This window comes from Dictyobacter kobayashii (genome assembly GCF_003967555.1).
Classification (GTDB): domain Bacteria; phylum Chloroflexota; class Ktedonobacteria; order Ktedonobacterales; family Ktedonobacteraceae; genus Dictyobacter; species Dictyobacter kobayashii.
The window spans coordinates 2,249,126-2,270,358 of sequence record NZ_BIFS01000001.1; the positions used below are offsets into that span (position 1 = coordinate 2,249,126).

Consider the following 21,233-nt stretch of genomic DNA (forward strand, 5'->3'; position numbering starts at 1 on the left):
GGACCATACAATCTGGACAAAATGGGACCACACAACGCTCTCAAATCAGCAAAGAGAGTTTACAGAGAGTACGTAAAGAGATACGGCGCCAGCATGTTGTCACTTTTATCCTTGCTGTAATCTTTCTGTATCAACTCGCCAGTCTCCCCGGCGCAATTATGATGCAGAGCCCATTGAATATAGGTACAGTCATACTTGGTATCGCGCTCTGTGGTATTGCTATGCTATTTAACCGCATAGGCAAAATTGGCATTGTGAGCATATTGCTTATTCTTGTTGTCGATCTCGGGTGTGGCCTTATGCTTCTGACACCCGATATGAGCATGTCTTCTATGGGCAACATGCCTTCCACCGAGAAGAAATCTTCCCCTATGGGCAACATGCCTTCCACCGAGAAGAAATCTTCCCCTATGGGCACGTCTCCTATGGGAGGTATGCCCTCTACCGAGAAGAAATCTTCCCCTATGGGCACGTCTCCTATGGGAGGTATGCCCTCTACCGAGAAGAAATCTTCCCCTATGGGCACGTCCCTATGGGAGGTATGCCTTCCACCGAAAGTATGTCCAGTGCGAGCCTGGACGTGAGTGAGCTCCCAACGTTTGACTTACTTGTCATCTCTGAACTTATCGCTGCCTCGCTCTTGCCAACCAGGAGCATCTTCGTGGTCGCATTTAGCAATATTCTCTTTATTGTCGGTATGATTGTCTTGATGCCGCACACAGCCGCGCTAGACATGCTCCTACACTCGTCGATGGCCTATGATGCAATATCACAGCCCATTATCTTGCAAGTCGTTATTGCGGCTATTACGTATATGTGGGTGAGCAGTGCCTTACGTGCGGCAGTGCGAGCTGACCGAGCAGAAGAAATCGCGGCACTGCAGCAGAGTAAGGCTCTCTTGCAAGAGCGCGAAATAGAGCAAAAACATTTGATCGAAACGGGTGTGAATGAACTCTTACAAGGCCTGACGCAAGGAGTAAATGGCAAGGAAACCGCGATAAATCTGAGGCAGGATCATGTCTTGTGGAAAGTTGGCAATGCGGTTAATCTCCTCATTATACGATTGCGCCGGACACGGCAGATCGACCAGGAGAACCAGCAACTGCGGGCCCAGATTGCACAAATGCGAGAGAAACTCCTTGAGGCTAAGATTGGTGGACTTCAAGACACACAAGATGCTTTGAAGCAGAAGAGGGGGTACTCCTCACCGGGCTTCTAAGAACAACAAAAAATATATCAAAGTAATGTCGCGTTTATCGCTTCTGACGCAGCAATCCTATGCTGGCCAGGCGCATATATTTCAAAAAAATTGCCAGTCCTGCAAGGACTGGCTGATAAATGGAGAACAGTGTGGACAACAAAATGAGAATGGACGACGTATCAGAGAATCATTCTGCAAACGAGCAAGGAGGAGCAAAAGATCCGTTCAAAAAGTCTTTGAGTAGGCGTACGGTGTTACGCACAGGAACGGGGTTACTGGTTGTAGCGATCGGGACAGGTACATTCATCGAGATAGGCCGGAACGCGACCCTCGCGGCATCGCCACCACCGCCCAAGCCAACACCGCAGCCAAAACCCACACCGAAACCAAAACCCACACCACCGGGGAGTGGGGCGAACAATGCAGCGGTTCAATGGAACAATGCAGCGCTGCAAGCCATCCGCGATATCAGTCCCGGCCCGACCATTGCTTCGCGAGCGCTGGCTATCATGCATACCTGTATGTATGATGCCTGGGCCACCTACGATCACGCAGCAAATCCCACGCGCCCCAATGGCATTCCCCGGCAAAAGCCAGTGAACGATGCAACCGAGGCCGTCAGTTATGCCGCCTACAATGCGCTGATGGATCTCTTCCCGGCTGATGCGGCACTCTATGCTTCGCTGATGCAGAGCCTTGGCTTCGACCCCACGAACACCACGACCGATATCACGACTCAGGCAGGGGTCGGTAACGTCGCTGCGCAAGCGGTCATCTCGTATCGCCATAATGATGGATCGAATCAGCTCAATGGCTATGCCGATACAAGTGGCTACGTTCCGGTCAATACACCCACTCAGATCAACGATCCCACGAAATGGCAACCACTGCTGGTGAATGGCAAACAGCAAAAATACACCACCCCTCACTGGGGCACTATCACACCTTTCGCGCTGACATCAGGCTCGCAGTTCCGGCCAACCACCGGTCCCGCCACCGATTATAGCAATCCGAGCGGAACCTATGTCAGTCAAGCCAATACCATTCTTCAGTACAGCGCACAGCTCAACGATACGACCAAAACAATTGCTGATTACTGGGCCAACGGCCCGCACTCGGAGACCCCTCCCGGTCACTGGGAGCTCTTTGTCCAGTTCGCAAATGCGCAATACATTTCGAAGCTGAAAGATCACGCGCTGAGTGATGATGTTATGATGTTCTTCATCCAGTCGAACGCGGTCTTCGATGCCGGCATCGCCTGCTGGGAATGCAAACGCTACTACAATTCTGTGCGGCCGATCACGGCGGTACGTTATCTGTATAACGGCCAGCAGATCACGGCATGGGGTGGATATAACCAGGGAACCCAAACCATCGATGGCGGCCAATGGCTCCCCTACCAGGAATCCTTCGTGGTAACACCACCGTTCCCTGAATACGTCTCAGGACACAGTACGTTCAGCGCCGCAGGCGCCTACTGCCTGCAACAGGCGACAGGATCAGATACCTTCGGAAACTCGTACACGGCAGCTGCCGGTAGCTCTCTGATAGAACCGGGTTTCGCACCCACCCAGAGTGTCACCCTTTCCTGGCCAACCCTGTCGGCAGCAGCGGCCGAGGCAGGTATCTCGCGCCAGTATGGCGGTATCCACTTTAACCAGGGAGACCAGGATGGGCGAATACTTGGAAAACAGGTCGCGACCGCCGTCTGGGCCAAAGCCGTAGGCTATATCAGCGGCAAGATTCAACCAGGATCGTAGAAGGTATGGGCCAGGGGAGTGCCTATTGCGGCGCCCCCTTTAAGGGACTTCATTCAGGTGTGGAGTGTGTTTGGTGGGCGGACGCGGCCGCCCACCAAACACACTCCACACTTTCAACCCTGGCGCCCACACACAACTTGACAGCACGAATAATCACTGCTATCATGTGATGGCGCAAATGACGATGGCCTTGCCATGTCTAAAAGTGCACAATCACCCTCAAGAGCAGCACACACGATTTGTGTGTGTCAGCCCCCTACGCAGAATGGCCAGCGTATATTTACTGAGCCAGGACGTTAGCTTCGGCTAGACACATCTTTTGAGTAAAAACATAAGAGGAATATCCAGGAACAAGGAACTGTTCAGAACGGCGAGCCACCCATGCCTTCTACGTATCCTCCTGGATCTGGGCGTAGGGACCTTATTAAGGAGAAATAAAAGCATGTTTGCAATCATTAAAAGTGGTGGACGGCAATACAAGGTTTCCGTAGGCGAGAAGCTTGAGGTAAACCGACTTGCAGTCGAAGAGGGCTCCCAGGTTAACATCGGCGAGGTCCTGTTGATCTCTGATGCTGATAAAACTTTTGTTGGTGCCCCATTTGTGGAAAAAGCCTCAGTGCTGGCAACTGTTGAAGGCCACACTCGTGGTGAGAAATTGATCGTCTTCAAATATAAATCCAAAAAGCGCTATCGCCATCGCCGCGGCCATCGCCAGGAACTGACAGTTCTGCGCATTGATGATGTTCTCGCTGAAGGCAAGAGCCTGGTTTCGAACAAGAAGTAATAAGGCCCTGAGGCGTACTCACGGAGGAATATATTCATGGCACATAAAAAAGGTATGGGTAGCTCTCGCAATGGTCGAGATAGCAAACCTAAAATGCTTGGCGTCAAGCGCTTCGATGGTCAGTTAGTTACTGCTGGCAGCATCATTGTGCGTCAGCGTGGCACCAAGATTCGCCCTGGCGTTAATGTTGGTCTGGGTCGCGACCACACCCTGTTCGCACTCACCGACGGCTATGTGAAATTCGGTCACGCTACGCGCGAGCGCCGCGATGTGAGCATTGTGAGCGAGTTCCCTGATCGCCCTTCAATCGCTGAGCTACTGGCAGCTCAGGAAGTGGCTTTGGTCGCCGAATAGGCTTCCCTACCGCAGAAAAAGAAAGCTCCCCACGCTGTATGAGCGTGGGGGGCTTTCTTTTTGGCTATATTGCCGCCGTTTACTTCTACAATTGCGACAAATTTGCGACAATTATATAACACCTTCGTGACAAAAAAGGCGTATACTTCACCTTTGTAAGTGTGTATAGCATTAGGAAAATTACCACCTCTTACACTCTATAAACTTTTCTAATATATGCATGCCTGTTATCTATCAACTATACAAGGAAGTGAAAGGAACGGTAAAAACGTATGGCATATGGACCTCCTACAATGCCCGAGGTACAGCGCGCTTACACTGGCTCGGCCCGCTCGGATGAAGTAGTGCTGAGGATCAATAATCTAAGCAAACAATATAAACAGCGCATGGCTGTCAATAACCTCAGCCTGGAAATTCATAAAGGCGATATCTTCGGCTTTCTCGGCCCCAATGGAGCCGGTAAGACAACCACGATCCGTATGGTTTTAGGCCTGATTACTCCGACCGCGGGCAGTATTGAGATTTTAGGCAAAGGACTGGCCCACCATCGCGCCCAGGTCCTGCCTCGGGTTGGCTCACTGATCGAAACTCCTGCCCTCTACCTCTATATGTCTGGACGTGACAATTTACGGGCCGTTGGCTCTGTTCTGGGCGGCGTCTCCAACAAACGTATCGACGAGATACTTGCGCTGGTAGGACTCACCGACCGTCAGAAAGATCGCGTACGTACTTATTCTCTGGGTATGAAACAGCGCCTGGGCATCGCTATCTCACTGCTACAAGATCCCGATCTGGTGATTCTAGACGAGCCGGCCAATGGTCTCGATCCCGCTGGTATCGTAGAGATGCGCGATCTGATGCACCGACTCTCTTCTGAAGGCAAGAGTGTACTCATTTCTAGCCATCTACTCACCGAGGTGCAACAGATCTGTACGCGCGTCGCGATTATCGCGCGCGGCTCACTGGTACGTGAAACGACCATCGAAAATCTGGTCCGGGGCGAGGGAGAATTTAACGTCCAGCTAGAAAACGCGCAAGGTGCCCTACAACTGGTGCAGAGAGAAGCCTGGGGTAAAGGTGCCCATATCAGTCCAGAAGGTACCCTGGTCACGCTGGCACCCGAAGGATTGGGCCGTAACCTCAACCTCTTCCTGGTACAGGCAGGTTTTGTGCCAGAGACCCTGGCTCCCGCAACCAAAGATCTGGAAAAGATTTTCCTTGAATTGACTAATAGTGGCACAGGAGAGATACAGTGAGTACAGCAATTGTAACCAGCGAGGCAGAACGTGCACAACTCCGTGCCTCAACCCAAAGCTTTTTTGGCATTATCCGTGGTGAATTATTAAAAATGTCACGCCGTTGGTCGACCTGGATTCCTCTGCTCCTGGTGGTCCTGTTTATCTGTGCTGGTACCCTGGTACGCCTCATCAGTGTAGACTTAAAACAGACCATTCAAATGGATCAGCTTGGCTTTATGTATACCGAGATGGAAAATGGGATGGCCTTTATCCAGATCTTCACCGGCCTCTACTTCCTGGTTCTGGCTGCTTATGTGATTGGGCTGGAATATCAGATGGGAACTATCCGTGTGCTGGTGGCTCGTGGTGTGAGCAAGCTGACGCTACTGGCCGCGAAGGTGACCACACTTTTTATTGTGGCCCTGCTCGTCATTATTGGTAGTATGCTGTTGACAGCCTTGTTGATCTGTATCCTGCTACTGGTCAAAGCAGGCAACCTGGACGCCTTAAAAACGCTCACCTCGCAGTTCTGGGCCGATACCTGGCTCCATACCCTCACAGTACTGATCAGTACTGTGGTAACTATTCTGCTAGGTGTCGCGTTCAGTGTGCTTGGCCGTTCACTGACAATCGGTTTGAGCGCCGGATTGGCCTGGTTTCCTGTCGACAATATCGGTACCCAGTTTTTCCGCCTGGGCTATCTGATCACCAAAAATGACTTCTGGAAAAATGTGACCGCCTACTTCCTGGGACCCAACCTGAATGCCATGGCCAGTCAGGTATTGCCAGCCAAACTACACGTGTACGCGGTTGGTAGTGTCCCCCTGGTACCGGTCGATGGCCCCCATACCCTGTGGGTGGCTCTGGTCTATGGCCTGATCTTTCTCGTCGCAGCCATTGCTCTGACAGCAATGCGCGACATTAAAGAATAATAGCTCTGCAAAGAGACAAACAAATAGGGCCTGCCAGCACTAAGTCTGGCAGGCCCTATTTGTTACATGCATGCAATCAGATCAAGCAATCTAGTCGTTCTTCTTGGAAGCCTGGCCGGACTTCTTCGACTGACCATTGCTCTGCTTTCCAGTGGCCTGGTTCTGACCACTATCCACAGTACGGGTTCCAACCAGGGTCGCATTGGTGGTAATGTTGCCATCCATATGCAACTTGATCGGGCTTTTCAGGCCGAGCAAGCCCTGACAATTTAAACCATTTGCTCCCCAGGTACCATTGAAGCGTTGGGCCAGGAAGGTAAAGAGGTTGTTGGCGAGCATTGGATCGGCCGTAGGCTTGAGGCTGGTCATCGCTCTATCAGCAAAGATACGAGATGGCGCTTTGGCCAGGTAGTTCTGACAATACAGTGCGGTATTCGCCTCTGTTAAGCTCTGTATCAATGGCTGATTGACACCAGCACGATACAGATTCACTTTAGCCACGCTCAATTTATTGTTAACCTTCACCATTGGGTCTCCACTGGGAACCAGGGCCACAGGAGCCGCCTGGTAGGCGGCTGCCTGCAATTCATTGAGAGGCAGGGCCGTCACATTATGGCCTGGATTAGCAAGGTCTGGCGCCGACCAGGACTGGCAACCCAGGGCGCTATCCATACCAAGAGAGAGCAAACGGTTATCACTACCATTAACCTGCAAGATACCTTGTGGCAGCTGGGCTGAGGCAGCATCGGTGTGCTGGGCCATACGTCCGGTGGCTGGATCGATCAGATATTCGCTGGTGACGTTGTCACTCTGGTCCATATCAACCAAAGCGAAATCACGCACAGTGGGACAGGTCATACCATCATTGGACATACCCAGAGCCGGTACATTCAGCTTACCAGCACTAATGGCCTGATTGGCGGCACTGAAGAAGGCTGGCGCATTACAATAGGCAAACTGACCAAAGATAGATTTTCCCAGGCCATTGACACAATTATTAGCCTGGAGATCCTGTGTGGACCCACGTAAGGTCAGGTTGTTGCCATTAAAACCAAACCAGAGGCCAACGACGGCACCCTGTGGCAACGTTGGTACCACTGGAGCGATAGCTGGCTTATCTCCCCGATCAACGACCAGGGGATTGTAAATAGAGATCTGGTTGGTTTGAGGATCAAAAATAGCTCCTTGCACAAAAGCGGCTTGCTTGAGGTTATCTTCGTGGCAAGCTCCTTTACCATGCTGGGTCGCCACTAACTGATAAGGGGTTGCCAGGCCCTGGGCGGTTAATGGCTGTGGGGGCACGATCAGAGAGCAATCACCATTAACCACGGCATCTTGCGCTGCATGGGATGCCAGCGATGGCCGAAATAGTAATAGGGCACCAGCTCCGATGATCAATACTAGAGTAAACAATGACCCCACCAGCAAAAAAGGTGAGAAGCGACGTTTGTTTCGCTTTGGGTTTGAGAGGATGCCTCTCTGAGGAAGATCTCTCGCCGGTAACTTGTTAAACATCTGCATACGCGGTACTCTCTTCTATCCAGGATTATCCTGGGGGAATTACGGACGCGCATCCATGCGATAGAAGATAGAGCTGCGTGACACTGCCATCCAGTTGCAGATTGCCACGCGTGGCTCGTTTTTTATTAACAGTTTCAATGATGTATATTGAAACTGATCTAGTTATTTTCAATAGCTTTGAATCACAATAGTTAACAATGATACATTGATGGATGTGATGATAACACAGCTAGAAATGCTATCAAGCTTGCGGTGATAAAAATTAGTACTTTACTACTAATTTTCCAACTGGGGCAAATGCCGCCTGCGGCGGCGGAAAGGGGGGAAAGGAGAATTTTGGGGACACCCCAATCCCCGGCAGGCGGGCCTCGCCGGCCCTCCTGCACCTCCCGCCCTTAAGCCTTCTTTCACGCTGCCGAAGGGGAAAGGGAGATTTTGGGGACACCCCAATCCCCGGCAGGCGGGCCTCGCCGGCCCTCCTGCACCTCCCGCCCTTAAGCCTTCTTTCACGCTGCCGAAGGGGAAAGGGGGATTTTGGGGACACCCCAATCCCTGGCAGGTGGGCCTCGCCGGCCCTCCTGCACCTCCCGCCCTTAAGCCTTCTTTCTGCAGTTGGGTTATATTTTGCGGGCGAGGGAGAGAATTTCGACGATGACGGCGGCCAGGATAATGATGAAGACGGTGAGGAGGTTCCAGCTGTGGAGGGCACGGAGGATGAGGTTAGCGACAATGATGAATGTAAGCAGGCCGGCTTGGCGCAGGGCCTGGCGCGTGGTGGCCCGGTAGCGACGCGTAAAGAGGAGGCGTTGACCTAGCAAATGGGTGAACGGAAAAAAGGTGCACATAAGGGCAATCGCCAGGAGGGAAAAAAAAGTGAGGAAGGTGAAGAGTGAAGAGGGCACTACCAGATAAGTGAACAATAATAGACCGCCCCAGGCCAGTGGGGCGATCATTGCAACGATTGTACGAAAAGGATTCTTTTTCATCTCACCGTCTTATCTCATAAGGTTGAAGCCTTTATTTCCGTTCAGCGGCGCATCTGAACGACGACGGCTCTCCTGCGTATCATTATTAAAGTATTGCTGCCATAGATCTGGTGCATCCTTACTTTCACCACCATGCTGAGTATAACGCGTACGCACCCGACAAATGACAGGCGTGTTGACGGCCGCACCAGCCACAATGACCTGTCCTTTGGAAAGGGCAGGCAAATTATCCAGCAAGTCCCGGCCAACGCCCTCAATGGCTGCCGCGACACTCTTCTGGTCGATCTCATTGACAATACGCATGATACACTGTGTCTGGCACTGGCTCAGTACGTCGGCGTCCAGTTTGCCTGGACGCTGGCTGATCAGGCCAACCCCGATACCAAACTTACGGCCCTCAGCCAGAACCTGCTTGAGGATACCTGTTGAAACAACTTCAGTACCACCCGGCGCGAAGTGATGCGCCTCTTCCAGCAACACAAACACGGGATAAGGCAGATAGGATTCACCCGAATGAACCTTACCGCGCTCGGTATCCATACGTGCCTGATTAAGCCGGCGTAAGAGCGTGGCGACAATTACTTGTTGATCACGCTCATCGATCTCGTTAAGTTGCAACACCGTACATTGGCCCGGGCGAAAGATTTCCGGTAGGTCAAGGTGCTGGGTATCATCAAAGGTGAAGCTATGCTCAAAGCGCTGCTCGACGCGCCAGGTAAGCGCATGCACAGTGCTGGAATCATCGGCCCCTTCGCTATCTTCATCATTCTTCTGGCGCGAGACCGCTTTGATGGCCTGCTTGAGGTCCGCTACACCCCAGGGATGGCTGCGTTTGTTCTCATGCACTTTGCGCAAAGCCCGGCTTAAGAGATATTGCTGCTTCTCAGTCATCTCTGGCAATAACTGACGCATATCTCCGATATTTAAGGTCGAGATACGCACCTTGACCTGGTCGGGCTTATATACCTGTACCTGAGCTCGATAGCCACGCCCTTTACCATTGCCCTCCTCGGAAAATTGCGCATAATTAGCAATTTGATCCAGGGTACCATATTCGCCATGAGGATCAACAATTAAGACACAGGCTTTATTCTGGGCCTTCATCAATTCTTCAATAACCACACTGGCCAGGTAGCTCTTACCGGCGCCTGTACTGGCTATAATCGCCATATGAGTGCTAACCAGGTCCTTGACTGAAAGGACGATCGGCACAGCATTAGGAGCACGCGTCAGCAATGAGCCAATGGTAGCCGAACCCGGGTCCATATCTCTTTTGCGACTCAGGATTTCGGATAGCATGATATCATCGGCCAGGTAGATCTGCTTGCCCGACTGTGGCGGAATCCAGGGATTGATAAAAGAGCCGGTCGCCGGATCGTAATAGCCCATAATAGCTACATGTAGCTCGAATAATTCATTGGTGAGCGCGTTATAGCCAACCATGGCCGCTACTTGAGCGGGCGGGATCTCTGGTTCGCCGAGAAAGGTATCGGGATACAACTGCAATGGTACACGTTTAATAATACGTCCCAGCACACGCCGGATAGGAGCCTCAGTACTGCCGCCACTGAGAGCGACTACGTCAGGGTCAGCCAGTTCATAATAGACATATTCACCATTCTTAAGTACCTGATCATCGTCACGCGAGACAAAAGTAAATTCGTGCGTCGCCTCACCGGGTCCCTTGGTAATACCAACCGGTCTCCGATAAACGGGCTGCGTAGGAGAATCTATTGATGATGGTTCAAGCATAATTGGGCACCTCCGCTACCCGGTCGTTTCCACTTTCAGTCGCCAGGCAAAGTTCCGTTTCACAATGGAGAGTAGCGCGAGATTCTGCGGAAATAAGCGCTCTAATTGATCAATAATCCGCAATGTCACCATAGGGAGCAAACTACTGCGCTGCGCAATAATATGGGGCACATAACCCATATGTAGATAAGGGGACTGGCTATCAGGCCCCCCGTAGGATCGGCAAAGAAATGAAAGGTGCGCACCTCTGAGTCGGTCATGGTCTCAATCTCGCTGTCCAACTCAAGAGAGAGCAAGGGCACGCCATGCATCACAGATAAAATTTCTGGTTCACTACCGGCCAGGGCACGCTCTTCCATCATACCAAGGATCATGATATAGGTAAGTACCGCCTTCTCTGAGATGTAGTCGGGCGAAAACAATTCCACCTGTGTTTCATTAGAGAGACGTGGACCCAGGGCCCCGAAGGCCGGATTTTGTAAGATCGTGTCGTAGATAACTCCCACTGCGTAAGTAACCGGTTCTCGGCTCTGGCCCAGAACCTCATCTAGTAGCGCATCTGGATCATCTGATCGCTCTGAGCGCACAGCGATACGCACAAAACGGCCAAAAGCATAATCCGCCGGGCCCGGTTGGATATCCGCCTCGCGGGGACCAAAAATTTGACAGACATAGTTAATATGAGAATCTGACTTGACTATTTTCCCGATTTTCATCATTCAACCTCTCGGGGATGCTGAAAAAAAGCAAATTGCATCCAATGCACATATCCCTGCACGTGACATCACGCTGTATACAACCAAACAGTACACAGAGTTGTGTGAACCTGACCGACAGGAAAGAACAGAAAGGTCCACAGTGATCCCCAGAAAATAACGATTAGAACAAATGGTTTGGCGGCATTATAACACAGACTCTGATCTTTGTGCGTTTCTTGCCGCTATCAATGGTACCTCTGCGGGAGGAATAAAATAGTATAATCCGTTCATTGCTTTCAATAGATCAGTTTATGTTCTACAATTATGGATACCATGTGCGTAACATACAGCGGAAAAAGGAGGAGTTATGTCACAATCATCAATAGAAAAAAAACCACGGCGACCAGCCGAGGTTGATAAATATGTCGATACCTTTTTATCAACCGTCTGCGACACCAGCCGACGCTATATTCTGGAATTGCTGGCCTTAGCAGATACAGATGAAGATGAGAAAATGCCGGAGATGCGCTCGGGGGAAATTGCTAAAGCCATTGGATTGTCGGCCGCGACTACATCCGAACATTTACGCCAGTTGACCGAAGTCGGTCTGGTCGCCTCAAGACGCGAGCGCAATGTGGTCTACTACCAGTTACACAATCATAAGTTGGTCTCAGCATTCCACGAGCTTGTGGAGGCACTGGACCATGATTATGCCTTGAGGAAAGAAATGTAGCCGCTGACTCTCCAATCATCAACCTGTAAATATTTGTTTAAACAATTAGATTTTCGATGGTTTGTAAAAAATCATCGAGATCGATCGGCTTGTTCATGCCCTGAATCTTACGCTTATTGAGTTCTTGTCGCGGCAAATGAGCGCTCAACATAAGGGCAGGAACATGCTTCAGTTCTCTGATAGCATGCAGTTGATCATAAAGCTCAATACCATTCATCCGGGGTAATTGATAATCCAGAATAAATAAATTGGGCCGAATCCCCTTGACGGTCTGTAGAGCCTGGAATCCATCAGAGACAAGAATTGCCAGAAAAGAGGTTTCTTGCATAATTGCCTGCTGCAACACTTCGCCGATATTTATATCATCTTCAACTAATAAAATAGTTTTTACGCTCGAAGGAGAAAGCGTATTCTTCTGATTCTGTTCAGTCTGCACTGAATCATGAGTCATTACTCTGCTCCATACAATCGCACACATGTTTATTGAACGAAACCACAGCAATTTCGGTGTTGAACGAAATTGCATTTAGACTATACCACGTTTTACTTGAGAAAGATAGTTGATTCGCTCGCACCACATATGAGCACTGAAACGTTCCTGGCTTTTTTGTTTGTCATAGGGATAACGCATGCAACTATTTATTTCGGTTGATACGTATACTTACATAGGCAGACTCATACGATAGAGCTAGCAGTTAATCTCTGAGCACAATTCACATAAAAAAACGCTTCGGCTTGACAATCGCACGCTCTATCGCATACAACTAAACATGTGGATTATATCCATACCAAATTGCTCTACATGGTATTGCCGATAGAGCAATTGAGACCCGCAATGTCAAATTAGGAGGGAAATGCCCTCCTATTATATTTGAGTAAGGAGAGATGTTTTATGGCTTTTGAGCTTCCTAAGCTGCCGTATGACTACGCTGCGTTAGAGCCGTATATCGATGCTCAGACAATGCAACTGCATCATGATAAGCACCATGCCACTTATGTAAATAATCTGAATGCAGCTCTTGAGGGTCATGAATTCGCGAACCTGCCCATTGAGGAAGTGATTCGTCGCCTTAATGAGGTTCCTGAGGCCAAGCAGACCGCTGTTCGCAACAATGGCGGTGGTCATGTGAACCACACAATGTTCTGGGAGCTGATGACTCCTGGTGGCAGCAAAGAGCCCACCGGCGATCTGGCGACAGCCATCAATGCCAAGTTTGGTTCTTTCAACGACTTCAAAACTGCCTTCAATGACGCTGGCGCCAAGCGCTTTGGCTCCGGCTGGGCCTGGCTCGTGCTGGATAAAAGTGGCAACCTGGCCATCACATCAACCGCCAATCAGGATAGCCCTCTGCTGGATGGCAATTATCCGATCCTCGGTAACGATGTCTGGGAGCATGCTTACTACCTGAAGTACCAGAACCGCCGTCCTGAGTACCTGAGCGCCTGGTGGAATGTCCTGAACTGGGATGTTGTTGCCAAGCGTTATGCAAAAGCTCGCGGCCTCTAATACAATACAGGCACATTATAAGCAGCCAGATACTCTATCGGGTATCCGGCTGCTTGTTTATTTTACTATCGACATATCTGGAATTAGGATTGAGGCTGCTGGAAGAATAAGCCAAAGCGTAGCAGACCGGCCACCCCCATCATGATCATCAGTAAGGCACAGATGCTGATACCAGCCATCACAGAAATATGCGCAAAAACAGGCACGGCACAGAATAGTCCCAGGGATGCTCCAATGTTGGCCAGCACCATACGCAGGCTGTAAACCTTCCCCAATTGGGCAACCGGGAACTCGGTTTGCATCATTGTCAGCATGGTAATATCCCCCAGCGGACCTCCAATGGCCGCGAAGGCCGAAGCGAGAATAGCCAGGGGCAGTGAGTTGGCCCAGGCCAGTACCAGAAAACCGATGCCAACAATAATTTTACCAATAAAAATGGTTGGGACCGGATAGCGCAGGCGCACACTCCCCATAACCAGGTTGCTTACTACGTTGCCAACCCCATAAGCTCCAATAATCAGTCCAAGGGCGCCAACACCACTTTTCAAGACCTGATTTACCAGTAACGGGACCCCGATCACAAAGCTAGCACTCCAGGCCAGATTCATAACCCCATTTAATGAGATAGCCCAGGTCAGTGGCCGATGTTGACCCACCAATATGATAGCCCCGCGAATATCGTTCCAGATTCCTCTAACCCCGGCCGATGTGGCTGGTTTAATGGCTGATTTCCAGATAGCATGCCGTCCTAACGATAGGATTGCCAGCGCAGAAATAGCGAAACTAAAAGCATCCAGCGTAAAGAATTGTGGCAGGGGCATGAAGAGCACCAGTAGACCAGCCATGCTGGGTCCGAGCGCCCTGGCCAGCCGACTGGTCACATCCATCAAGCCATTGGTGGCCTGTAAGGTCTGGGCATCACCAGCCAGAGAGGGCAGGCTTGCTTGCAAGGCAGGGTCAAACAATGAACCCAGGCTTCCAATCACGATCGCGGCCCCTACCAGTTCCCAGAACTGTACCGCGCTAGAAAGAGCCAGGATCGCTAATAAACCCACTGTACCAGCACGTATGATATCTACTACCACCATCACGGTACGGCGGTTCCAGCGATCAGCATATACACCTCCCAGCAAACCAAATAGCAGTTGCGAACCTGCCGAGGCCGCGGCGACAAGACCCGCGCTACTACCAGCCTCCTTCACCGCGATCCAGATCACTGCCAGGCTATAAAGATAGTCTCCCATCGAGGACAATACCTGGCTGACCCAGAGCCAGGCAATCGACCGACGACGTAGCACTATTAAAAATCCCATTATTTGTGTTTCCTTCGTTGCTTAAAAGCTCCTGAACAAAGTATAGGTGAAATTGTGCTATAATCCAATCCGATATTGCCTATACCTGATATTAAATTTTTTAATAGCTGCAAGGAAATGAGAAATGGATAGCGAGCAATTATTAACCTTCGAGCGCATCATTCGCGAAGGAAGCTTCAGCCAGGCAGCCAGGGCCTTGAATCTTTCGCAGCCAACGATGAGTACACGCATGCAAGCACTGGAAGAAGACGTTGGAGGAGCGCTCTTTGTGCGTGGAGGACGTAAAGTGGCATTGACCGAACGGGGTGAAAGTTTTCTGCCTTATGCCCGGCGTGCGCTGGAAATCCTGACCGAAGGCAAAGAAGTTGCGCAGTTGACCCAGGAAGGGAAACGTGGACGCGTCACGATCGGTACCCTGGAATCATTTAGCGGCGGATTGCTGGCCGCCACTATCGCCCAGTTCCACCAGAGTCATCCAGAGGTCGAGATATTTGTGCGCACAGGCCATAGTCAACAAATCGAACAAATGCTATATGATGGAGTCACGCGCCTGGGTCTGCTTAGCTGGCCATTTCTCAATCCCGATCTGAAGACGCTGCTACGCTTTAAAGAGCCCTTGATCTTTGTCGCGCCCCCTCAGCATCCGCTGGCACAACAACCCTATGTTACAGCGGAGGATATTCATATGCAGGCCACCCCTTTATTGCTAGTCCAAAAAGGCTTCGCGCTAAGTGACATTCTCACCCATATTTATCCTCATCCCGAGCGCACAATGGAACTCCCTGTCCAAACAGCGCGTGAACTGTTGCGCCAGGGCATTGGGGCCGCCTTTATTACACGCACAGCGATAGCAGATGAGTTAGCTAGTGGACAGATCGTTGAGATCGCCGTTCAGAACATTCCGCCGGCTTATCGCGAGAGCGCATTGGTCCACCTCAGCCGTAGCCATACCCTACCTGCAGCCAGCCGAGATTTTATCGCAGCCTTACGTCAACAGGCAGGCGCTATTTGCCTACCAGACGCTTGACACATCCAGACTCCATTTTGTACACTGATCGGCGATTAAAGATCGACACATTACAAATTACTGATCAGGAGAGACCCATCGAGGATGGAAACAGAGGACCTGGCATTCATGAGCGAACTGGCCCGCGATCCCCAGCGCGCCATATCTCTGAGCGAACAGATGAGTTTACAGGCCAACCAGCAAGCCTTACAACAGGCAACTAACGTCATCATTCTATTGGGCGGTAAAGCTGGCCGACTGGGCGAGTGTGTGGTTGGTACAGCCCTGCTGGAAGGCACCTTGCAACTCCTGCGCTCCCAGCACAAAGCAGGAACGCCAGTCCAGATCTTTATAGATCAAAGCTCAGGCGATCTCTTTGATATCAGAAGTTACCAACAGGCATACTGGCCAGAGATCAGCATACAGCTACTAGCAACTCCATTGAATGTCGAGGACCTCATTCCGGTCCTGTCGGAGACAGCGGTAAATAAACGGGCATTGGTACTAGATTTCCACGGTGCTCGTGATGGCATGCCTGCGCGCACACAGATAACTACGGCCGTTGGCACGCTAGATATACTGGAAAATCTTTTTCGAGTTAGTATTCGTTACTACGCATTGCGCGGGCCAGAACGGCGCTACGCCGATTTTTTATGCGACCTGTTCGCCCTGCCGTCGTCAGCACTGCCAGGAACAGAGATCCAACCACGCATCAGACTCACACAAGAAGATGAAATACGGTACCAACAGCTTCAGAGAGAGATGCACTTCGATCCTGATAGCATCCTTATCATCTGCTTCTTTCAATCCGTCGTCCTGGCCAAATGCTATGAATTATGGGATGAAGTCATGCAGCTGCTCTGCGAGTATGCAGCCCAACATTTGCCCGCACAAAAGCTCAGCTTTGTACTGACCTGTGGTCCAGATGACAACCTGCCAGCTGGCTTCAAAAAAGCCGATATGGTCGAATGGCTGCAAGATTTCAGGGGGGTACAGAACAATGCCAGCGTCCATATTTATAGCACGCTGACCCTGCGCGACCTGGCCATCCTGAGCAGCCATGCCAGGCTGGCACTCTCAGACGACACAGGGCCGGGACATATTACGGGCGCCCTCCAGATTCCCACTATCGTCCCATTCTTGCCAGGCAATATTTATGCGCAGTTCATCTGGTCCTCTACCCCATGGCATCATGGGGTTACGCTCAATCCCAACCCTTACACCAATCAACAGATCGAATTTGCCGTCATCTGGGGCAAAACAGATATCATCGATAGTATCCCGGCGACCGAACTTTATCAAGAGGCCGTGCGCTATCTACAAAAAGATAAATAAAACATAAAAATTCTTGCTTAATATTGACACACTTATATTACTCGATTTAAACTAAAGATACCTTATGTGTCGTATGGAAGTTGAAGTGAGAAAGGTTGGGTTATGTTTTCGACACTAAAACAACGCATCAAATATCATATCGCTTGTTTCCTCTATGATGCCATCAAGACCAGAACCGACGCACAAAACTGGTCACAGACTATTACTTGCACCTCCTGTGCGCGCATTATTCCAGTCGATGCCCGTTTTTGCGCGTATTGCGGCATAAAAGTTGCCACCTTCTTCTCGTCCACCAGCGCTTTGCAGTTACAAAATACCGATCCGCTGCTCTTTGAACAGGTGACGATTAAGTTGCCAGCGAATAACCAGCCGCGCCGCTTCCTGCGCTATGTGCGTACAAAAAAAGATGCAGATGCGGCAGGTCCGCAAACAAGAGCTCACCGCCAGGCGCAAGACTATAGCGCGCAGCCACTTATTCCTGAGGCATAGTACTTCTAGCGAAACCTATTGACTTATCCACATTTGATGTGGATAAGTGGGGATAAATTGGGTCAGAATGTGGATAACTTCGGAATATCCAATAGCACTGCCGATTTAGCCATATACACTTTTTAGCCTTTGACGGCTCCGGCAGTTAACCCGGCAACGATACGCCGCTGGAATAGAAGCACCAGAATGACTAGCGGGATAGTAACGATAATAGCAGCAGCAGCGAGCTGGCCATAAGCAATCACATGCTCCGAATTGAAACGCGTGATGCCCACGGTGACGGGCTGCGCCTCCACATCACTGGTGAGGTTAAGGCCAAACAGGAAGTCGTTCCAGACAGCGATAAATGAAAGGATAGCAGCGGCAAAAACGCCGGGCGCCGTCAAGGGTACAATGATTTTCCACAGAGCATACAAACGTGAAGCGCCATCTACCCGCGCAGCTTCTTCCAGATCAGGTGGCAGATCCTTGAAAAAGGAGGTCAGAAACCAGATGGTTAATGGCAGTGTCAGCACCAGGTCAGGTATGATCAGGGCGGGATAGGTGTTATAAATATAAATTGGTCCTGAGAAGAGCACAAAAAGGGGACCAATCATGGCGATAAAAGGAAACATATTGACAGATAGCACGGCAGCGAGTACTGCTGACTGCCCGATGAACTTCATGCGGGCCAGGGCATAGGCACAGAATATGCCGAAAATTAGGGCCAGCACTGTGGTAACCGTGGCGATAATGGCACTATTGCGCAGTGTGGGCAGGAAAAACGCCGAATTAAAGACATCGACATAATTACTGAGCACAAACGAATGCGGCAGCAGCGTTGGAGGTGAGGCGTTGATCTCAATTGCATTCTTGATGGATGTAATAAAGGTCCAGTACAGGGGCAGCAAGGCCACCAATACGATCAATACAACCGAGACATAGCGCATAAGCTGTCCCCATGGCCAGCGCGTGTGCTGAGAACGCTGCTGATAGGTAGTAACCGGTAACGGGATTTGTGGCTGGAGAGCCATAGCTATCTCCTCCTTCACATATTGGAGACATATGTAGACATGTGTGTAAAATAGGGACCCTAATCTTGCTTGAGGACATCGCTCATCATAGATACAAAAATCAGGCTGATCAGAATTCCCAGCAAAAAGACGACGACCGCAGCGGCGACACCGGGCGCAAAGTCTCCTGGTGTGCCGGCAAACATTTTAAAGTTGGCATAAGAGGCAAGCGATGGCACAGCCCGCAGGCCAAAGACATAAAATAGATCGAAGGCACGAATAGCATCCAGTGAACGGAAAAGTAAAGCGATCAATAAAGGTCGCTTAAGCAGAGGCAGCGTGATCATAGTGAAGCGTTGCCAGCGCGTGGTACCATCAACGTTGGCCGCCTCATACATCTCATTGGGAATTACTTGCAGGCCAGCCAGAATTAACAGGGCCATAAAGGGGGTCGTCTTCCAGACATCGGTAATGACGGCGGCAGTGATTACACCGGCCTGCGAGCCAATCAATGTACTACCAGGTCCTAGCAGGTGGATCAGTTGTAAGAGATAGGTGATGACGCCCGTTTGATCGTTATACATCAACAACCACATCTGGGCCGAGACGACCGTAGGAAAGGCCCAGGGGACCAGGATAGCGGTACGCACCAGGCCCCGACCGCTGAAGGTCTGGTTGATTAAGAGCGCAATGCCCAGACCAAAAAGCGTCTCAAGAGCCACACTACAGACGGAGAAGATGAGCGTGGTACCCAGCGCCATTTGAAAGACGGGATCGGTGAAGACCTGGATATAGTTCCGCAAACCGACAAAAGCAGGACTGGGATTAAATGGATTATCCAACAAACTGATGCGCAGCGAATCCAGCATGGGATAAATCGCAATCACCGCAATCACTAATACCGTTGGTAATACCAGCAAATAGGGGGTTAACCCACCCTTCATAGTCAGGCGCTCACTCAAGCCTGGTTGCGCTGGTGGTGTATTATCCGTCCGTTCAGCCACCGGTATGGCCATAGCATAATCCCTTCTGGCATCCGCGCAAATAACGGATGCTATGCAGAGGTAACGATCTGCTTCAGATCGGCCTCTAAGCCCTTGAGAGCCTCAGCTGGATTGACCTGCTTTTTCAAGGCCTGGTAGACATGGCGCTGAATAGCGTCAGAGACATCAGTATATTTTGGTGAGACCGGTCGCGGCAGCGCCGCCTGCAAGATCGGCTTGAGCTTGCCAAAGAGAGGATTTTTCTTGAGCACGTCGGCATCATCGTATGTGCTCAACCTCGTAACAGCCAGCCCGGCCTCACTAGCGGTCTGCTTCTGAGCGGCCGGTTGCAATAAATACTTGATAAACTGCCAGGACTGCTCAAAACGGGAGGAATAGGCGTTGATCGCCAGGTTCCAGCCGCCAATGGCCGAGTGTCCGGTGATCGAGTTACCACCATAAGGCATCGAGTGGACATCAAACTTCTTCGCCACCTTTGACTGGGAGGGATCTCGACCGAGCGTATAGGCATAGGGCCAGTTGCGCATAAAGGCGGCATCGCCATTCTGCCAGACCTGGCGCGAAGGGTCCTCCAGATAGGTCGTTACAGCAGTAGGTGAAATGGTACCAACCCAGCTCACCATCTTCTCCAATGCGGCCCGCGCCTCGGGAGAATTAACGGTAACTTTCTTAGGATCGCTGGCATCCAGAATGGAACCGCCATAACCATAGACTACTTCACAAAAATTGCAGACCAGGCCTTCATATTGAGCTCCTTGCCAGACATAACCATATTTGACCTTGCCCTGTGTCGAGCGGGCAGCGACCGTCAAATCATCCCAACTTCTGGGTGGCGTAGAGATCAGGTCTGTACGATAGTAGAGTAAACCGACATCGGTCCTAAACGGGGCTGCCCAGATCTTTCCATTAAAGGTACAGCCTTGAATGGGTCCAGGCAGATACTTTGAGCGCTCGCTGGCTGGCCACTGGCTATCGGTGATCGGCCTGGTCCACTGGCTAGCCGCGAATTGCGCCGGATAGACAATATCAATCGACATCACATCAATGCTGCTATTGCGTGCGCGCAGCATATTGGTATATTTGGACAGCATGTCATCCGTACTGGAAGGGCCCTGATTCCAGGTCACGTGAATCCCCTGCTGCTGGCCAATGGATTTATTAAAGGTATCGGTCAACTTCTGGTAGGTCATGGTAGAATCTTGTTCACTCTGCCAGACAATATTGGTGGCAGCCCCATTGCCTTTTGAACTATCGCTGGAACCTCCACAGGCCTCCAACAAAGAGACGGCGACACTACCACTCAGGCCTGCAGCCATAGCACGCTCAAGAAAAGTACGACGCGTCATGCGTCCCGAACGGATACTAGTAACGATGGTATCTAAAGCTTCGCGCTGTTCAGGTATCATGCAGTGTCCTCCTTTTAATGGACGCTATTTCTTTATAGTATAAACCTTTAAGTGAAGATACTTATTTAGCCGAACTGTTTTCTACTGTGATGGGAAAAATATGCTTCGAAATACATTTTCCCCACCACAGTAGAAAACTTTGTTGAAGGCCGAAGGCAAGAAAACACATGTACAGGCTGCATTGACAATAGTTTATGGGAAGCTTACAATTTAGCCAGCAAA

20 protein-coding genes are annotated in these 21,233 nt (G+C 50.6%); 11 read left to right on the forward strand and 9 right to left on the reverse strand.

Going from position 1 to position 21,233, the window contains the following annotated elements; translation table 11 throughout:
- Positions 1 to 289: 289 nt before the first annotated feature.
- The 6 genes from EL645_RS09815 to EL645_RS09840 all read left to right on the forward strand — a co-directional run bounded on the left by EL645_RS09815 (position 290) and on the right by EL645_RS09840 (position 6,269).
- On the forward strand, positions 290 to 1,219 hold the full coding sequence (locus EL645_RS09815) for a hypothetical protein (RefSeq protein WP_126549857.1): 930 nt from the start codon (positions 290 to 292) through the stop codon (positions 1,217 to 1,219).
- A gap of 131 nt (positions 1,220 to 1,350) precedes the next feature.
- Entirely contained in the window at positions 1,351 to 2,961 is a 1,611-nt protein-coding gene (locus tag EL645_RS09820) for a vanadium-dependent haloperoxidase (protein ID WP_246035328.1), read from the forward strand.
- Between the two features lie 442 nt (positions 2,962 to 3,403).
- Complete coding sequence (gene rplU / locus EL645_RS09825) at positions 3,404 to 3,745, forward strand: 50S ribosomal protein L21 (RefSeq protein WP_126549859.1); 342 nt, start codon at positions 3,404 to 3,406, stop codon at positions 3,743 to 3,745.
- A gap of 36 nt (positions 3,746 to 3,781) precedes the next feature.
- Entirely contained in the window at positions 3,782 to 4,099 is a 318-nt protein-coding gene (gene rpmA / locus EL645_RS09830) for a 50S ribosomal protein L27 (RefSeq protein WP_126549860.1), read from the forward strand.
- A gap of 272 nt (positions 4,100 to 4,371) precedes the next feature.
- Positions 4,372 to 5,355 carry an ABC transporter ATP-binding protein gene (locus EL645_RS09835; RefSeq protein WP_126549861.1) on the forward strand — a complete coding sequence of 328 codons (984 nt, stop codon included), beginning with the start codon at positions 4,372 to 4,374 and terminating at the stop codon, positions 5,353 to 5,355.
- Complete coding sequence (locus EL645_RS09840; RefSeq protein ID WP_126549862.1) at positions 5,352 to 6,269, forward strand: ABC transporter permease; 918 nt, start codon at positions 5,352 to 5,354, stop codon at positions 6,267 to 6,269. The genes EL645_RS09835 and EL645_RS09840 overlap by 4 nt, the downstream gene beginning before the upstream one ends.
- 90 nt (positions 6,270 to 6,359) lie before the next feature.
- On the opposite strand, the gene EL645_RS09845 is transcribed toward EL645_RS09840, so the two are convergent.
- From EL645_RS09845 to EL645_RS09860, 4 genes are all read right to left on the reverse strand, one after another.
- Positions 6,360 to 7,790, reverse strand: a complete 1,431-nt coding sequence (locus EL645_RS09845) for a hypothetical protein (RefSeq protein ID WP_161977271.1) — start codon at positions 7,788 to 7,790, stop codon at positions 6,360 to 6,362.
- Between the two features lie 617 nt (positions 7,791 to 8,407).
- Positions 8,408 to 8,776: a hypothetical protein gene (locus tag EL645_RS09850; protein ID WP_126549864.1), complete on the reverse strand. Its 369-nt coding sequence runs from the start codon at positions 8,774 to 8,776 to the stop codon at positions 8,408 to 8,410.
- A 9-nt stretch (positions 8,777 to 8,785) separates the two neighbouring features.
- Positions 8,786 to 10,528: an ATP-binding protein gene (locus EL645_RS09855; protein ID WP_126549865.1), complete on the reverse strand. Its 1,743-nt coding sequence runs from the start codon at positions 10,526 to 10,528 to the stop codon at positions 8,786 to 8,788.
- Between the two features lie 125 nt (positions 10,529 to 10,653).
- On the reverse strand, positions 10,654 to 11,247 hold the full coding sequence (locus EL645_RS09860) for a DUF8166 family protein (protein ID WP_126549866.1): 594 nt from the start codon (positions 11,245 to 11,247) through the stop codon (positions 10,654 to 10,656).
- A 346-nt stretch (positions 11,248 to 11,593) separates the two neighbouring features.
- On the opposite strand from EL645_RS09860, the gene EL645_RS09865 reads away from it, so the two are divergent.
- Positions 11,594 to 11,959: an ArsR/SmtB family transcription factor gene (locus EL645_RS09865; protein ID WP_126549867.1), complete on the forward strand. Its 366-nt coding sequence runs from the start codon at positions 11,594 to 11,596 to the stop codon at positions 11,957 to 11,959.
- Between the two features lie 37 nt (positions 11,960 to 11,996).
- On the opposite strand, the gene EL645_RS09870 is transcribed toward EL645_RS09865, so the two are convergent.
- Positions 11,997 to 12,410, reverse strand: a complete 414-nt coding sequence (locus EL645_RS09870) for a response regulator (protein WP_246035329.1) — start codon at positions 12,408 to 12,410, stop codon at positions 11,997 to 11,999.
- 441 nt (positions 12,411 to 12,851) lie between these two features.
- Between EL645_RS09870 and EL645_RS09875 the strand changes: the two genes are divergently transcribed.
- Positions 12,852 to 13,466, forward strand: coding sequence for a superoxide dismutase (locus tag EL645_RS09875; protein ID WP_126549868.1), 615 nt, complete (start codon positions 12,852 to 12,854; stop codon positions 13,464 to 13,466).
- A gap of 83 nt (positions 13,467 to 13,549) precedes the next feature.
- On the opposite strand, the gene EL645_RS09880 is transcribed toward EL645_RS09875, so the two are convergent.
- Complete coding sequence (locus EL645_RS09880; RefSeq protein WP_126549869.1) at positions 13,550 to 14,779, reverse strand: MFS transporter; 1,230 nt, start codon at positions 14,777 to 14,779, stop codon at positions 13,550 to 13,552.
- 124 nt (positions 14,780 to 14,903) lie between these two features.
- On the opposite strand from EL645_RS09880, the gene EL645_RS09885 reads away from it, so the two are divergent.
- From EL645_RS09885 to EL645_RS09895, 3 genes are all read left to right on the forward strand, one after another.
- Positions 14,904 to 15,806, forward strand: coding sequence for a LysR family transcriptional regulator (locus EL645_RS09885; RefSeq protein WP_126549870.1), 903 nt, complete (start codon positions 14,904 to 14,906; stop codon positions 15,804 to 15,806).
- An 84-nt stretch (positions 15,807 to 15,890) separates the two neighbouring features.
- The gene (locus tag EL645_RS09890) at positions 15,891 to 17,120 is read left to right on the forward strand and encodes a glycosyltransferase family 9 protein (RefSeq protein WP_126549871.1); all 1,230 of its coding nucleotides are present in this window, start codon (positions 15,891 to 15,893) and stop codon (positions 17,118 to 17,120) included.
- A 102-nt stretch (positions 17,121 to 17,222) separates the two neighbouring features.
- Positions 17,223 to 17,609, forward strand: coding sequence for a zinc ribbon domain-containing protein (locus tag EL645_RS09895; protein WP_126549872.1), 387 nt, complete (start codon positions 17,223 to 17,225; stop codon positions 17,607 to 17,609).
- A gap of 122 nt (positions 17,610 to 17,731) precedes the next feature.
- Here EL645_RS09895 and EL645_RS09900 read toward each other — a convergent pair whose 3' ends face one another.
- From EL645_RS09900 to EL645_RS09910, 3 genes are read right to left on the reverse strand one after another with little or no spacing between them, the layout of a single operon-like run.
- Entirely contained in the window at positions 17,732 to 18,622 is an 891-nt protein-coding gene (locus EL645_RS09900) for a carbohydrate ABC transporter permease (protein ID WP_126549873.1), read from the reverse strand.
- 59 nt (positions 18,623 to 18,681) lie between these two features.
- Positions 18,682 to 19,617 carry a carbohydrate ABC transporter permease gene (locus EL645_RS09905; protein ID WP_126549874.1) on the reverse strand — a complete coding sequence of 312 codons (936 nt, stop codon included), beginning with the start codon at positions 19,615 to 19,617 and terminating at the stop codon, positions 18,682 to 18,684.
- 38 nt (positions 19,618 to 19,655) lie between these two features.
- Complete coding sequence (locus tag EL645_RS09910) at positions 19,656 to 21,011, reverse strand: ABC transporter substrate-binding protein (RefSeq protein ID WP_126549875.1); 1,356 nt, start codon at positions 21,009 to 21,011, stop codon at positions 19,656 to 19,658.
- Positions 21,012 to 21,233 lie beyond the last annotated feature (222 nt).

What these genes read in the sequence shown, in the direction of transcription:
- rplU (WP_126549859.1), top strand. Translation starts at nt 3,404, where the DNA reads ATGTTTGCAATCATTAAAAGTGGTGGACGGCAATACAAGGTTTCCGTA.
- rpmA (WP_126549860.1), top strand. Translation starts at nt 3,782, where the DNA reads ATGGCACATAAAAAAGGTATGGGTAGCTCTCGCAATGGTCGAGATAGC.
- EL645_RS09835 (WP_126549861.1), top strand. Translation starts at nt 4,372, where the DNA reads ATGGCATATGGACCTCCTACAATGCCCGAGGTACAGCGCGCTTACACT.
- EL645_RS09845 (WP_161977271.1), bottom strand. Translation starts at nt 7,790, where the DNA reads ATGCAGATGTTTAACAAGTTACCGGCGAGAGATCTTCCTCAGAGAGGC.
- EL645_RS09850 (WP_126549864.1), bottom strand. Translation starts at nt 8,776, where the DNA reads ATGAAAAAGAATCCTTTTCGTACAATCGTTGCAATGATCGCCCCACTG.
- EL645_RS09855 (WP_126549865.1), bottom strand. Translation starts at nt 10,528, where the DNA reads ATGCTTGAACCATCATCAATAGATTCTCCTACGCAGCCCGTTTATCGG.
- EL645_RS09860 (WP_126549866.1), bottom strand. Translation starts at nt 11,247, where the DNA reads ATGATGAAAATCGGGAAAATAGTCAAGTCAGATTCTCATATTAACTAT.
- EL645_RS09865 (WP_126549867.1), top strand. Translation starts at nt 11,594, where the DNA reads ATGTCACAATCATCAATAGAAAAAAAACCACGGCGACCAGCCGAGGTT.
- EL645_RS09870 (WP_246035329.1), bottom strand. Translation starts at nt 12,410, where the DNA reads ATGACTCATGATTCAGTGCAGACTGAACAGAATCAGAAGAATACGCTT.
- EL645_RS09875 (WP_126549868.1), top strand. Translation starts at nt 12,852, where the DNA reads ATGGCTTTTGAGCTTCCTAAGCTGCCGTATGACTACGCTGCGTTAGAG.
- EL645_RS09880 (WP_126549869.1), bottom strand. Translation starts at nt 14,779, where the DNA reads ATGGGATTTTTAATAGTGCTACGTCGTCGGTCGATTGCCTGGCTCTGG.
- EL645_RS09885 (WP_126549870.1), top strand. Translation starts at nt 14,904, where the DNA reads ATGGATAGCGAGCAATTATTAACCTTCGAGCGCATCATTCGCGAAGGA.
- EL645_RS09890 (WP_126549871.1), top strand. Translation starts at nt 15,891, where the DNA reads ATGGAAACAGAGGACCTGGCATTCATGAGCGAACTGGCCCGCGATCCC.
- EL645_RS09895 (WP_126549872.1), top strand. Translation starts at nt 17,223, where the DNA reads ATGTTTTCGACACTAAAACAACGCATCAAATATCATATCGCTTGTTTC.
- EL645_RS09900 (WP_126549873.1), bottom strand. Translation starts at nt 18,622, where the DNA reads ATGGCTCTCCAGCCACAAATCCCGTTACCGGTTACTACCTATCAGCAG.
- EL645_RS09905 (WP_126549874.1), bottom strand. Translation starts at nt 19,617, where the DNA reads ATGGCCATACCGGTGGCTGAACGGACGGATAATACACCACCAGCGCAA.
- EL645_RS09910 (WP_126549875.1), bottom strand. Translation starts at nt 21,011, where the DNA reads ATGATACCTGAACAGCGCGAAGCTTTAGATACCATCGTTACTAGTATC.